Consider the following 15,383-nt stretch of genomic DNA (forward strand, 5'->3'; position numbering starts at 1 on the left):
GCCTGACCACCTGCCGAGGTCCTCATGCATCCTTCGTCTTCGCGTATCCCGCACATCGCCGTCGTCGGCGTGAGCGCCATCTTCCCCGGCTCGCTCGACGCGCACGGCTTCTGGCGCGATATCCTGTCCGGGACAGACCTCATCACGGATGTCCCGAGCACCCACTGGCTTGTCGAGGACTACTACGATCCCGACCCGTCCGCCCCGGACAAGACGTATGCGAAGCGCGGCGCCTTTCTCAAGGACGTGCCGTTCGATCCGCTCGAGTGGGGCGTGCCGCCCTCGATCGTGCCGGCGACGGACACGACGCAGCTGCTCGCGCTGATCGTGGCGAAGCGGGTCCTGGAGGACGCGGCGCAGGGGCAGTTCGAGTCGATGAGCCGCGAGCGGATGAGCGTGATCCTCGGCGTCACCTCCGCGCAGGAGCTGCTCGCCTCGATGGTGAGCCGGATCCAGCGGCCGGTGTGGGCGAAGGCGCTCCGGGATCTCGGGTATCCGGAGGACGAGGTGAAGCGCGCCTGCGACAAGATCGCGGGCAATTACGTGCCGTGGCAGGAGTCGAGCTTTCCGGGCCTGCTCGGGAACGTGGTGGCCGGGCGCATCGCGAACCGGCTCGACCTCGGCGGGACGAACTGCGTGACCGACGCGGCGTGCGCGTCGTCGCTGTCGGCGATGTCGATGGCGATCAACGAGCTGGCGCTCGGCCAGTCCGATCTCGTGATCGCGGGCGGCTGCGACACGATGAACGACGCGTTCATGTACATGTGCTTCAGCAAGACGCCCGCGCTGTCGAAGTCGGGCGATTGCCGGCCGTTCTCCGACAAGGCCGACGGCACGCTGCTCGGCGAGGGCATCGCGATGGTGGCGCTCAAGCGGCTCGACGACGCCGAGCGCGACGGGGACCGGGTCTACGCGGTGATCCGCGGGATCGGCTCGTCGTCGGACGGGCGGAGCAAGAGCGTGTACGCGCCGGTGCCGGAAGGGCAGGCGAAGGCGCTCCGCCGGACGTACGCCGCCGCCGGGTACGGCCCCGAGACCGTGGAGCTGATGGAGGCGCACGGCACCGGGACGAAGGCCGGCGACGCGGCCGAGTTCGAGGGCCTGCGGGTGATGTTCGACGAGTCGGGGCGCGCCGATCGCCAGTGGTGCGCGCTCGGCAGCGTGAAGTCGCAGATCGGCCACACCAAGGCGGCGGCGGGCGCGGCCGGCCTGTTCAAGGCGATCATGGCGCTGCACCACAAGGTGCTGCCGCCGACCATCAAGGTCGACAAGCCGAACCCCAAGCTCGACATAGAAAAGACCGCTTTCTATCTCAACACCCAGGCGCGGCCGTGGATCCGGCCGGGGGACCACCCGCGGCGGGCGTCGGTGAGCTCGTTCGGCTTCGGCGGCTCGAACTTCCACGTGGCGCTGGAGGAGTACACGGGCCCGGCGCCGAAGGCGTGGCGGGTGCGGGCCTTGCCGGCGGAGCTGTTCCTCCTGTCGGCGGAGACGCCGGCGGCGCTCGCGGATCGCGCGCGGGCGCTGGCGAAGGAGGCGGAGGTGCCCGAGATCCTGCGCTTCCTGGCGCGGGAGTCGGTGCTCTCGTTCGACGCGTCGAGGCCGGCGCGGCTCGGGCTGTGCGCGACGGACGAGGCGGATCTCAGGAAGAAGCTCGAGCAGGTCGCGGCGCACCTCGAGGTGAGGCCGGAGCAGGCGCTCTCGGCGCCGCTCGTGCACTGCGCGAGCGGAGAGGCGCCGGGGCGGGTGGCGTTCCTGTTCCCGGGGCAGGGGAGCCAGTACGTCGGGATGGGCGCGGACGCGCTCATGACGTTCGACCCGGCCCGCGCGGCCTGGGACGCGGCGGCGGGCGTCGCGATCGCGGACGCGCCGCTGCACGAGGTGGTGTTCCCGCGGCCGGTGTTCTCGGACGAGGACCGGGCGGCGCAGGAGGCGCGGCTCCGCGAGACGCGGTGGGCGCAGCCGGCGATCGGCGCGACGAGCCTCGCGCACCTCGCGCTGCTCGCGGCGCTCGGGGTGCGGGCCGAGGCGTTCGCGGGGCACAGCTTCGGCGAGATCACGGCGCTGCACGCGGCCGGCGCGCTGTCGGCGGCGGACCTCCTGCGCGTGGCGCGGCGGCGCGGCGAGCTGATGGGCGCGGCGTCGTCGGAGCGGGGCGCGATGATCGCGGTCCCGCGGGGGATCGACGAGGTGCGGGCGCTCGGCCTCGGCGGCGTGGTGATCGCGAACCACAACGGCCCGAAGCAGGTGGTGCTGTCGGGCTCGGTCGCGGCGATCGAGGCCGCGGAGGAGCGGCTGAAGGGCGCCGGGATCCAGGCGCGGCGCCTCGACGTGGCCGCGGCGTTCCACTCGCCGCTCGTGGCGGAGGCGAGCGCGCCGCTCCGCGAGTTCCTGGCGGGCGTCGCGGTCGAGGCGCCGGCGGCGCCCGTGTACAGCAACGCGGAGATCGAGCCGTACGCGGGCGGCGGCGACGCGGCGCGCGACCGGCTGGCGCGACAGCTCGCGGAGCCGGTGCGGTTCGTGGAGGAGATCGAGCGGATGTACGCGGACGGCGTGCGCACGTTCGTCGAGGTCGGGCCGGGCTCGGTGCTGACGAACCTTGTCGGCGACATCCTGAGCGGCCGGCCGCACCGGGCGGTGGCGCTCGACCGCAAGGGCAAGCACGGCGTGACGAGCCTGCTCGAGGCGGTGGCGCGGCTCGCCGTGGCCGGGGTGCCGCTGGACACGCGGGTCCTGTGGGAGGGCTTCGCGGCGCCGAGCGATCCGCGGGCGCTGCCGAAGCCGAAGCTGGCGCTGCAGATCAACGGCAGCAACTACGGGAAGCCGTACCCGCCGCAGGGGGGCGCGAAGGCGCTGCCGGCGGCGAGCCCGCCGCGGGCGGCGCAGAAGCCGGCGCCGGAGGCGGCGCGGGCGGTGGTGAGCGCGCCGCGGGCGGTGGTGAGCGCGCCGGAGGCGGTAGTGCGCGCGTCGGCGCCGGCAGTGCGCGCGCCGGAGGCGGCAGTGCGCGCGCCGGAGGCGGCAGTGCGCGCGCCGGAGGCGGCAGTGCGCGCGCCGGAGGCGGCAGTGCGCGCGTCTGCGCCGGCAGTGAGCGCGTCGGCGCCGGCAGTGAGCGCGGTGACGTCTGCGGTGGCGAGCGTGTCGGCGCCGGTGGTGAGCGCGCCGCAGCCGGCAGTGAGCGCGCCGCAGCCGGCAGTGAGCGCGTCGACGCCTGTGGTGAGCGCGTCGCGGCCGGCAGTGAGCGCGTCGGCGCCTGTGGTGAGCGCGTCGCGGCCGGCGGCTAGCGCGTCGGCGCCTGTGGTGAGCGCGTCGCGGCCGGCGGCTAGCGCGTCGTGGCTGGCCGCATACCAGGAGGCGCAGCGCGCCACGGCGGAAGCCCACAGCGTGTACCAGCGCACGATGGCCGAGAGCCACATCGCCTTCCTCCAGGCCGCCGAGGCGTCCTTCTCAGGGCTTGCCGCGCTGGCGACCGGCGCTCCGTACCCGGTCGCTCCGACGACGGTGTCCGAGGTGCGGCCTGCGCCGGTTCTCCTCGCTCCGGTGCATGTGGGGCCTGTCTCGGAGGCGTCCGTACGGCCTGCGGCGGCGACGGCGCGCTCCGGCGAGGGCAGGAGCAGCGTGGCGCTGGACGGCCTGAACGGCGCAGGCGGGGAGCTCCATACGGCCGTCTCGCTGCCGGCGCAGGCGGCGCCTACCGTGGCCGCGAAGGCGGCCGTTGCAGCGCCCGCCGTGACAGCAAAAGCGGCCACAGCGGCGCCTGCTGCCGCTGTGAAGGCCGCGGCCGCGGCGCCGGCGGTGGCGGTGTCCAAGGCCGGCGCCGCGCCCGCGGCCGCCGTGGCAACGCAGGCGGCGGTCGCCGCTGCGCCGCGTGTCGATATCGAGCGGTTGGTCCTCGACGTTGTCGCGGACAAGACGGGATACCCCGTCTCCATGCTCGGGCTGCAGATGGAGCTGGAGAGCGATCTCGGCATCGACAGCATCAAGCGGGTGGAGATCCTGTCCTCGGTCCGTGACCGGACGCCTGGGCTGTCGGAGGTCGACGCCTCGGCGCTGGCGCAGCTGCGCACGCTGGGGCAGGTCGTCGATCACCTCCGCGCCTCGCTGCCGGCCGCCGGGCCGGCCGCCAGCGCCAGTCCGGCTGCCGCCGCGTCCGCCGCGAAGGCGCCTGCCGTCGCGGCGCCTGCCGTCGCTTCGGGCGCGGCGCCTGGCGCGGCCGAGGTGGAGCGAGTCGTGATGGCGGTCGTCGCGGAGACGACGGGCTACCCGGCGGAGATGCTCGGGTTGCAGATGGAGCTGGAGAGCGACCTCGGCATCGACAGCATCAAGCGGGTGGAGATCCTGTCGGCGGTCCGCGACCGGACGCCCGGGCTGTCGGAGGTCGACGCGTCGGCGCTGGCGCAGCTGCGCACGCTGGGGCAGGTCGTCGACCACCTCCGCGCCTCGCTGCCGGCCGCTGGGCCGGCCGCCAGCGCCAGCCCGGCTGTCGCTACGCCCGCCGCGAAGGCTCCTGCCGTCGCGGCGCCTGCAGTCGCGTCCGTCGCGGCGCCTGGCGCGGCCGAGGTGGAGCGTGTGGTGATGGCGGTCGTCGCGGAGACGACGGGCTATCCGGCGGAGATGCTCGGGTTGCAGATGGAGCTGGAGAGCGATCTCGGCATCGACAGCATCAAGCGGGTGGAGATCCTGTCGGCGGTCCGCGACCGGACGCCCGGGCTGTCGGAGGTCGACGCGTCGGCGCTGGCGCAGCTGCGCACGCTGGGGCAGGTCGTCGACCATCTCCGCGCCTCGCTGCCGGCCGCCAGCGCCAGCCCGGCAGTCGCCACCGCGCCCGCCGCAGCCGCGCCTGCCGCCGCTTCCGCCGCGCCTGCCGCCGCTTCCGCCGCGCCTGCCGTCGCTTCGGGCGCGGCGCCTGGCGCGGCCGAGGTGGAGCGAGTCGTGATGGCGGTCGTCGCGGAGACGACGGGCTACCCGGCGGAGATGCTGGGGCTGCAGATGGAGCTGGAGAGCGATCTCGGCATCGACAGCATCAAGCGGGTGGAGATCCTGTCGGCGGTCCGCGATCGGACGCCGGGGCTGGCGGAGGTCGACGCGTCGGCGCTGGCGCAGCTGCGCACGCTGGGGCAGGTCGTCGATCACCTCCGCGCGAGCCTCGGTCCCGCCGCTGCCGCCGCCGGCGCTGCCCCGGCGGAGCCCGCCGAGGAGCCGGCCTCCGCGCCCCTCGGCCGGTGGACGCTCGTCGAGGAGCCGGCGCCCGCCGCCGGCCTCGCGATGCCCGGCCTCTTCGACGCAGGCTCCCTCGTGGTCACCGGCCACGACGCGATCGGCCCCGCGCTCGTCGCGGCCCTCGCGGCGCGCGGGATCGCCGCCGAGTACGCCCCCGCCGTGCCCCGCGGCGCGCGCGGCGCCGTGTTCCTCGGCGGCCTGCGCGAGCTGGCCACGGCCGACGCGGCGCTCGCCGTCCACCGCGAGGCGTTCCTCGCTGCCCAGGCGATCGCGGCGAAGCCGGCCCTCTTCGTCACGGTCCAGGACACCGGCGGCGACTTCGGCCTCGCGGGCTCGGACCGCGCCTGGGTCGGCGGGCTGCCGGGCCTCGTGAAGACCGCGGCGCTGGAGTGGCCCGAGGCGTCCTGCCGCGCGATCGACCTCGAGCGGGCCGGCCGCTCGGGCGGCGAGCTCGCGGAGGCCATCACCTCGGAGCTCCTGTCCGGCGGCGTCGAGCTCGAGATCGGCCTGCGCGCGGACGGCCGGCGCACCACGCCGCGCAGCGTCCGGCAGGACGCGCAGCCCGGGCCGCTCCCCCTCGGGCCGTCCGATGTGGTCGTGGCGAGCGGCGGCGCCCGCGGCGTCACCGCGGCGACGCTGATCGCGCTCGCCAGGGCCAGCCACGCGCGGTTCGCGCTGCTCGGCCGCACCGCGCTCGAGGACGAGCCGGCCGCCTGCCGCGGCGCCGACGGCGAGGCCGCGCTCAAGGCGGCGCTCGTCAAGGCGGCGACCTCCGCGGGCCAGCGGGTGACCCCGGCCGAGATCGGCCGGGGCGTCGCGAAGATCCTCGCGAACCGCGAGGTCCGCGCGACGCTCGACGCGATCCGCGCCGCCGGCGGCGAGGCCCTCTACGTCCCCGTCGACGTGAACGACGCGCGGGCGGTGGCCGCGGCGCTCGACGGCGTGCGCGGCGCCCTCGGCCCCGTCACGGCGATCGTCCACGGCGCCGGCGTGCTCGCCGACAAGCTCGTCGCCGAGAAGACGGTCGAGCAGTTCGAGCGCGTGTTCAGCACGAAGGTCGACGGCCTCCGGGCCCTGCTCGGCGCGACAGCGGGCGACCCGCTCAAGGCGATCGTGCTCTTCAGCTCGATCGCCGCGCGCGGCGGCAACAAGGGGCAGTGCGACTACGCGATGGCGAACGAGGTCCTGAACAAGGTCGCGGCCGCCGAGGCAGCCCGCCGCCCCGGCTGCCGGGTGAAGTCGCTCGGCTGGGGCCCCTGGCAAGGCGGCATGGTGAACGCGGCGTTCGAGGCCCACTTCGCGCAGCTCGGCGTGCCGCTCATCCCGCTCGCCGCGGGCGCGAAGATGCTCCTCGACGAGCTGTGCGACGCCTCGGGTGATCGCGGTGATCGCGGCGCGCAAGGCGGCGCTCCGCCCGGCGCGGTCGAGCTCGTGCTCGGCGCGGAGCCGAAGGCGCTCGCGGCCCAGGGCCACGGCGGCCGGGTCGCGCTGGCCGTCCGCGCGGACCGCGCGACGCACCCCTACCTCGGCGATCACGCCATCAACGGCGTCCCCGTGGTGCCGGTGGTGATCGCGCTCGAGTGGTTCGCCCGCGCCGCGCGCGCGTGCAGGCCGGATCTCGTCGTGACCGAGCTCCGCGACGTGCGGGTCCTGCGCGGGATCAAGCTCGCGGCGTACGAGTCCGGCGGCGAGGTGTTCCGCGTCGACTGCCGCGAGGTGAGCAACGGCCACGGCGCGGTGCTCGCGGCGGAGCTGCGCGGGCCGCAGGGGGCGCTGCACTACGCGGCGACCATCCAGATGCAGCAGCCCGAAGGGCGCGTGGCCCCGAAGGGCCCGGCCGCGCCGGAGCTCGGCCCGTGGCCCGCCGGCGGCGAGCTGTACGACGGCCGCACGCTCTTCCACGGCCGCGACTTCCAGGTGATCCGGCGGCTCGACGGCGTGAGCCGCGACGGGATCGCGGGGACCGTGGTGGGCCTCCGCGAGGCCGGCTGGGTGGCCCAGCCGTGGAAGACCGATCCGGCGGCGCTCGACGGCGGGCTGCAGCTCGCGACGCTGTGGACGCAGCACGTGCTCGGCGGCGCGGCGCTCCCGATGTCCGTGGGCGCGCTGCACACCTTCGCCGAGGGGCCGTCCGACGGCCCGCTGCGCGCGGTGGTGCGCGGGCAGATCGTGGCCCGCGATCGCACGAAGGCCGACATCGCGTTCGTCGACGATCGCGGCTCGCTCGTCGCGGAGCTGCGCGACGTTCAGTACGTCCTGCGCCCCGACACGGCGCGCGGCCAGGCGTGATCGAGGCCAGCGTGTTCGAGCCCATCGCGATCGTCGGCCGCGGGTGCGTCCTCCCGGGCGCGCTCCACCCCGCGGCCCTCTGGGACAACGTGCTCGCCGGCCGGGACCTCCTGTCCGCCGCGCCCGACGGCCGCTGGCGCCTCTCGCGCGAGCGCGCGCTCGCGCAGGAGGGGCCTTCCGCGCGCGGCGCGCGTGACGTGCGCGACGCGAAGGACCGCGCGTGGAGCGACCGCGGCGGCTACGTCGCCGGGTTCGACGAGCACTTCCGCCGCGTGCTCGCCAGCGACCCGTTCCCGCGGCGGGGCGGGCCGCCGGAGTCGCTGCTCGCGCTCGACCCGCTCTTCCAGTGGGTGCTCCACGCGGGCCGCGAGGCGCTGCGCGAGGCGGGGCACGAGGGCCGGTCCGACCGCGCGGGCGCGGTGCTCGGGAACCTCTCGTTCCCGTCGTCGGCGATGTCGGCGTGGGCCGAGTCGACGTGGCTCGGCGATCTCGCCGGCGTCCCGCGGCCCGATCCGCGCAACCGGTTCATGTCGGGGCTGCCCGCCCACCTGCTGGCCGACGTGCTCGGCCTCGGGGCCGGGGCGTTCGCGCTCGACGCCGCGTGCGCGTCGTCGCTGTACGCGATCGCGCTCGCCTGCGAGCGGCTGCAGGACCGCGAGGCCGACCGGATGCTCGCGGGCGCGGTGTGCCGCTCGGACGACCTCTTCATGCACATCGGGTTCTGCGCGCTGTCGGCCATGAGCCGCACCGGGCAGAGCCGCCCGTTCTCGTCGGAGGCCGACGGCCTGGTCCCGGCGGAGGGCGCGGCGTTCGTGGTCCTGGAGCGCCTGTCGGACGCGGAGGCCGCGGGCAGGCCGATCCTCGGCGTGATCCGCGGGATCGGCCTGTCGAACGACGGCCGCGGCCGCGGCCTCCTGGCGCCCTCCGTCGAGGGCCAGCTGCGCGCGATGCGGGCCGCCTACGCCATGGCCGGGCTCGATCCCCGCGACGTGTCGCTGCTCGAGTGCCACGCGACGGGCACGCCGCTCGGCGACGCGACGGAGATCGCGACCCTCAAGGAGGTGTTCGGCTCCCGCGAGGTCCCGCTCGGCTCGCTCAAGTCGAACCTCGGTCACCTCGTGACGACGGCCGGCGCTGCCGGGCTCCTCAAGCTGCTCGGCGCGATGGCGGCCGGCGTCCGCCCGCCGACGCTGCACGCCGATCCGCTGAGCGAGGCGGTGGCCTCGAGCCCCTTCCGGGTGCTGCAGCGCGCCGAGCGGTGGGAGGGGCGGCGGCTCGCGGGCCTGTCGGCGTTCGGGTTCGGCGGGAACAACGCCCACCTCCTCGTCGAGGCGTACGAGCCGTCCTCGCCGAGGGGCCGCGCCGCCCACGCCGTGGCCTCGCGCGCTGTCGCGGCCGCGCATTCCGCGCCGGCAGGCCCCCTGGCCGTGGTGGCCATGGGCCTGTGCGTCGGTGAGCTCAGCGGCGTCCGGGCCTTCGCGGAGCCGCTCCTCTCGGGCCGCGGCGCGGATCCCCGCCGGGCGGCCGTCGCGCTGCCCGCGGATCGGCTCCGGTTCCCGCCGCGCGATCTGCAGCAGGCGCTCGCCCAGCAGACGCTGCTGCTCGAGGCGGCGATCGAGGCCACCGAGGGCCTCGCGCTGCCGCGCGATCGCACCGCCGTGCTGATCGGCATGGGCGCCGACACCGAGGTGTGCCGGTACATGACGCGCTGGCGGCTCGCCGAGACGGCGCCGGCGCGGCTCGGTCCGTCGGTCGACGTCGGCGCGCTGAAGGACGCGATCATCCCCGCGCTGCAGGCGGCGGGCGTCGTCGGGAACATGCCCAACATCCCGGCGAACCGGCTGAACAGCCAGCTCGACGTCGGTGGACCGTCGTTCACGATCGCGGCCGAGGAGCTGTCCGGCCCCTGGGCGCTGCGCGTCGCGTCCCGCGCCCTGCGCGCCGGCACGGTGGACGCGGCGATCGTCGGCGCGGTGGATCTCTCGTGCGAGGCCGCCCACGCGGCCGCGCTCGAGGCGCTCGGCGTCCGCCTGCCCCCCGGCGACGCCGCCGTTGTGCTCGTGCTCGAGCGCCTCGACGACGCCGTCCGGCAGCGGCACCCGGTCCTGGCCGTGGTCGTGGACGAGCCGTCCGACCCTGGCCTCGTGCTGTCGTCCACGGATCTCGCGCCGCGGTTCGGCCACGCGCACGCCGCCTCGGGCCTGCTGCACGTGGCCGCCGCGGTGCTCGCCTGCCGTCACGGCCGCAAGCCCGACGGGGCGCCGTGGTCCGACGAGATCCGGGTCGCCGAGGTCCGCTGCGCCGGCCTCGGCGGCGGCTCGCTGTCGGTCCGCATCGGGGCCGGCGGCCCCGCCGCGCCGCTCCCGCCGCCGCGATCGGCGGAGGGGCCGACGCTGACGCTCCCCGCCCACCCGCCGGCGATCGTCGTGCCCGGCGCGGCCTCCTGTTCATCCCCCGGAGACTCCATGGAACCTGCGCCGCCTCTGCCGTCCGCTCTCGACGACCTGCCGCCGCTGTACCCCGGCCCCACGGGGTTCTCTGCCGCCGACGCGGATCGGGCGCCGTCCTGGGACGAGCCGCCGCCGGTCGGGCCGGCGGTCGTCACGGCCGTCGCCGCGGGCCTCGCAGAGGAGCCGCCGCCGGTCGGACCGGCCGTCGTCGCGGCCGCTGCCGTGGACATCCCGGGCGACGTGATCGCCGGCGCCGCGGCGTTCACCGTGCAGCTGGCGCAGATCCACAAGGAGTGGGCGGAGCAGCAGGCCCAGGTCCACCGCCGGTTCCTTCAGATGCGGCAGCGCGCGCTGGACTCGCTCGTGCAGGCGTCGTCGGGCGCGGCCGCGGTGGTGGTCGAGGCCCCCTTGGCGCAGGTGCCCCACGCCGCGCCGGTCCGTATCGAGGCGCCGCGCTCCGCCGCTGCGCCGCAGCTCGCCCGCGCTGAGGCGCCGCGTCCGTTCGAGCCGCCGCGCGTCGTCGAGCCGCCGCGCGTCGTCGAGCCGCCGCGCCCCTCCGCCGCGCCGTCGGGTGATGGTCAACTTTACCCGGGAAAGATCACAGGGAGACGGGGAGACAGGGAGATTTCCTCCGATTTTTCTCCCCGCCTCCCCGCCTCCCTGTTCAAATTTGACCAGTACCCGCCGTCGCCTGCGCCGCGCCCGTCCGCCCAGCCGGTGCTCTCCGCGGCGCCTTCCGTCGCGCCCCGCGGCCCCCGGTTCAGCCGCGAGCAGCTAGAGCACCTCGCCTCGGGCCGGATCTCCGACGTGTTCGGCCCGCTCTTCGCCCGGCAGGACGCCTATCGCCGCCAGGTGCGCATGCCGATGCCGCCGCTCCTGCTCGCCGATCGGGTCACCGGGATCGACGCCGAGCCCGGCTCGATGAAGCTCGGCACGATGTGGACCGAGACCGACGTGCGGTGGGACTCCTGGTACCTGCACGACGGCGCGATGCCGGCCGGCGTCATGATCGAGAGCGGCCAGGCCGACCTGCTGCTCATCAGCTGGCTCGGCGCGGACTTCGAGAACAAGGGCGAGCGCGTCTACCGCCTGCTCGGCTGCGAGCTCACCTTCTACGGCGGCCTGCCGCGCCCGGGCGACACGCTCGTCTACGACATCCACGTCGACGGGCACGCGAAGCACGGCGACGTCCGCCTGTTCTTCTTCCACTACGACTGCCGGATCGGCGGCGAGCTGCGCCTGAAGACGCGCAAGGGCCAGGCCGGCTTCTTCACCGACGAGGAGCTCGCGAGCTCCGGCGGCGTGCTCTGGGACGCGGACACCGCCGAGCCCGCGACGACCGCCCGCCTCGATCCGCCCCGGATCGCGTGCCGGAAGTCCGCGTTCGACCGGGCCGGCCTGCTCGCGTTCGCGGCCGGCGACGGCGCGGCGGCGTTCGGCCCCGGCTTCGATCGTCTGAGCACCCACGTCAGGACGCCGCGGATCAGCGCCCCACCCATGCTGTTCTTCGATCGCGTCGACGTGTTCGACCCCGCGGGCGGCCCGTGGAAGCGCGGCTATCTCCGGGCCACGCTGCCGATCACGAAGGACGGCTGGTACTTCGAGGGCCACTTCAAGGACGACCCCTGCATGCCGGGGACGCTCATGTTCGAGGGCTGCCTGCAGGCGCTCGCGTTCTACATGGCGGCCATGGGCTTCACGGTGGACGCGGACGGCTTCCGCTTCGAGCCCGTGCCGGAGATCCCGTACCTGCTCCGCTGCCGCGGCCAGGTGGTCCCGACGAGCCGCGTGCTCACGTACGAGGTGTTCGTCGAGGAGGTCCACGACGGCCCGTGTCCGACGGTGTTCGCCGACTTCCTGTGCACGGTCGACGGCCTCAAGGCGTTCCACGCCCGCCGCGTGGGCCTGCGCCTCAGCCCGGACTGGCCGCTGACGAGCGCCCCCGAGCTGCTCGACGGCCACGTCGAGCCGGTGCCGGTCGCGCGCGTCCCCTGGTCCGAGACGGGCGCGCCGCCGCCGGACGGCGCCGACTCGGCGGGACACGCGGACGCCGGCGGCTTCCCGTTCGATTACCGGAGCCTGCTCTCGTGCGCCTGGGGCCGGCCGTCGGACGCGTTCGGCCCGCTCTACCGCAGGTTCGACGGGGGCCAGCACGTCGCCCGGCTCCCGGGGCCGCCGTACCACTTCATGAGCCGGGTCCTGTCGGTCTCGCGCCCCATGGCGTCGATGAAGGCCGGCGCCGAGGTCGAGGTCGAGTACGACGTCCCGGAGGACGCGTGGTACTTCGACGAGAACGCGAGCCTCACGATGCCGTTCGCGGTGGTGCTCGAGGCCGCGCTCCAGACGTGCGGCTGGCTCGCGAGCTACGCCGGCTGCGCGCTCTCGACCGACAACGCGCTGTACTTCCGCAACCTCGACGGCAAGGGCACCCTGCACGCCGAGGTCCTGCCGGCGCCGGCAGTGAGCGCGCTGCGCACCCGATCGCGGCTCACGAACATGTCCCGATCGGGCGGCATGATCATCCTCTCGTTCCGGGTCGAGTGCAGCCTCGGCGGCGCGCGGGTGTACGACCTCGACACGGTGTTCGGCTTCTTCCCGAAGGCCGCGCTCGCGACGCAGATCGGGATCCCGCCGAGGCCCGAGGAGGTCGCCGCGCTCGATGAGCCGTCCGATTTCGAGGTCGATCTCCGCGAGCGCCCCGCGCGGTACTGCGGCGGCAAGCTCGGGCTCGCGCGGCCGTCGCTGCTGATGATCGACCGGATCGACGGCCTGTGGCAGGCCGGCGGCCGGAAGGGGCTCGGCCGGCTCCGCGCGCGGCGGGACGTGCACGCGTCGGAGTGGTTCTTCAAGGCCCATTTCCTGGGCGATCCCGTGCAGCCAGGCTCGCTCGGCATCGAGGCGATGCTGCAGACGATCCAGTTCTGGATGCTGCACCAGGACCTCCACGCGGGCCTCAGCGACCCGCGGTTCGAGCCCGTGATGACGGGGCACGAGCACTCCTGGCGGTACCGGGGCCAGGTGCTGCCGGCCAGCCGGCGGGTGACCGTCGACACCGACATCCTCGAGGTCGGCCGCGACGATCGCGGGCCCTACGTCATCGCCGAGTCCTACCTCTGGGTGGACGGCCTGCGCATCTATGGCGCGACGCTCGGCGTGCGGATCGTCGACGGCGCCTCGCCGCGGGCGCGGCGCGACGTCGGCTTCGACCCGCGCGCGAGCGCGCGCAGCCTCGCCTCGCTCCCGGGCGCCGTGGGCGGGAGCCCGCGCCTGCGCCCGCAGGAGCAGCCCGCGGCGAAGGCCGCGCCGGCGCCGGCGCTCGACGACGTCGAGGAGGTGCTGGACCCGGACGGGTGGGTCGCGGACCACCGCCCCACGTGGACGGTCCCGGCGCTCCCCGGGATGAGCATGGTCGACCGGCTGGCCGGCGCCGCGTTGCGGGCGCGCCCGGGGAGCGTTGTCGTGGCCGTGGAGGACGTGGTGGTGCAGCGCTGGCTGCCCGTGCCGGGGCCGGTGCGCGTCAAGGCCGAGGCGACCGGATCGGGCGACGTCCTCGACGTCCGGCTGCTCGCGTGGCGCGAGGCATCGAACCCGGCGCTCTCGCGGTTCGAGCCCGTGTGCACCGGCCGCGTGCGGGTGGCCCGTGACTACCCGCCGGCCCCGGCGCCGGAGCCGGCGCTCGACGCGCCGGAGGCGGACGATCCGTACGCCGCGGGGACGCTGTTCCACGGCCCTGCGTTCCAGTACCTCACGGCGCTCCGGCTCGGTGCGCGCGGATCGTCGGCGCTGCTGGACCCCGCGAAGGGCTCGGTGCCCCCCGGCACGCTGCACCAGGGCATGCTCGACGCGCTGACCCACACCATCCCGCACGACCGGCTGTCGCTGTGGGATCCAGAGTGCCCGCCCGCCCAGATCGCGTTCCCGTCGCGCATCCCGTCGCTCCGCCTGTACGGGCCGGCGCCCGCGTCGCCGGTGCGCGTCGAGGTGCGTTACGAGGGCCGTGACGATCGCTTCGTCTCGTTCCGGGTGCAGGCCATCGCGCAGGCAGGGGCCGCGGCGGGAGAGCGCGTCTGGCTGGAGCTCCGGCTTGTCGAGGTGCTGCTCCCGCAGGGGCCGATCGGCGGCGCGCCTCCCGGGATCCGCCGGGCGTTCCTGCGCGATCGTGCGCCGGTCGACCTCGCTGTCTCGCGTGTCGACGCGGCGTCGGGCGAGGCGCGCTGCAGCCCCGCCGACGTGCGCACGATGGACTGGATGCCCGGCACCGTGGCGCAGCTCTACGCCGCGTCGGGCGACCTCGTCGAGGCGGCGGCGGTGAAGGATCACGTCGCGCGGCGCGCTGGCGTGCACCCGTCGACCGTGTCCCTCGACGGCGTCTCCTCGGCGCAGCCGCTCACGCGCTGGCCGTTCGCCGTGGCGCGCGAGGGCTCCGAGGTCGTGGTCCGCGACGCGGGCCCGCCCGTGATCGACATCGCGCCTGTCCGCCGCCACTGGGGCGAGGCCATGGGCATCGGCCGGTGGCCGGCGGAGGACCTGTACTTCGGCCTCATCGAGCGGTTCATCCGCCGGGTGCACGTCGTCGATCCCGAGGCGTTCCGCGCCGTGAAGGGCCGGAGCCTGCTTTACCTCGGCAACCACCAGGTCGGCGTGGAGTCGCTGCTGTTCGGCATCGCCGTGTCCGGCCTGACGGGGGTCTCGACGGTCACGCTGGCCAAGGCCGAGCACCGGACGACGTGGCTCGGCACGATGCTCGCGCACTGCTTCGCGTACCCAGGCGCGCGCGATCCGAAGGTGATCACGTACTTCGATCGCGAGGACAAGGCGTCGCTCGGGAGCATCATCGCGGAGCTCGGGGCCGAGATGCAGGGGGCCGGCAAGGGCGTGATGGTGCACGTCGAGGGCACGCGGTCGCTCGAGTGCCGCACGCCGGTGCGCAAGATGAGCGGCTCGTTCATCGACATGGCGCTCGCGGTGGGCGTCCCGGTGGTGCCGGTGCGCTTCTCCGGGGCGCTGCCGCCGGAGCCGCTCGAGCGGCGGCTCGAGTTCCCGCTCGGCATGGGCGTGCAGGACATCTGGATCGGCCGCCCGCTGCTGCCCGAGGAGCTCGCGGGGCTGACCTACAAGGATCGCAAGGACCTCGTGATCAGCGGCATCAACGGGCTCGGCCCGAGCAACGCGGAGGAGCAGCCGTTCCCCGGGGATCCTGCGTTCGCGGCGTCGGTGGACGCCTGGGTGGAGGAGGCGGGCGTCGCGCACGAGGACGCGACGGTCTTCCGGGTGCTGCAGGCGTGCGCCGACCCGACGCCGGAGACGGCGGCGATCCTGGAGGCCGCGCGCACGGGGCGGCTCGTCGCGCCCGACGCGCGGCGGGCGGACTGGCTGCGGAAGCTCGCCGCGCGGCTCATCGGGAGGCGGCTCGGGGGGTGAGCCGGG

The 15,383-nt window shown here is 75.3% G+C and carries 2 protein-coding genes; both read left to right on the plus strand.

What is annotated here, in order from left to right; all coding sequences use genetic code 11:
- The first annotated feature begins 24 nt into the window (after positions 1-24).
- On the plus strand, positions 25-7,506 hold the full coding sequence (locus tag WMF22_RS04610; protein ID WP_438034969.1) for an SDR family NAD(P)-dependent oxidoreductase: 7,482 nt from the start codon (positions 25-27) through the stop codon (positions 7,504-7,506).
- Between the two features lie 11 nt (positions 7,507-7,517).
- The gene (locus WMF22_RS04615; protein ID WP_438034970.1) at positions 7,518-15,377 is read left to right on the plus strand and encodes a beta-ketoacyl synthase N-terminal-like domain-containing protein; all 7,860 of its coding nucleotides are present in this window, start codon (positions 7,518-7,520) and stop codon (positions 15,375-15,377) included.
- Positions 15,378-15,383 lie beyond the last annotated feature (6 nt).

This window comes from Sorangium sp. So ce204, assembly GCF_051526795.1.
In the GTDB taxonomy this organism is placed as follows: domain Bacteria; phylum Myxococcota_A; class Polyangia; order Polyangiales; family Polyangiaceae; genus Sorangium; species Sorangium cellulosum_B.

What these genes read in the sequence shown, in the direction of transcription:
- WMF22_RS04610 (WP_438034969.1), top strand. Translation starts at nt 25, where the DNA reads ATGCATCCTTCGTCTTCGCGTATCCCGCACATCGCCGTCGTCGGCGTG.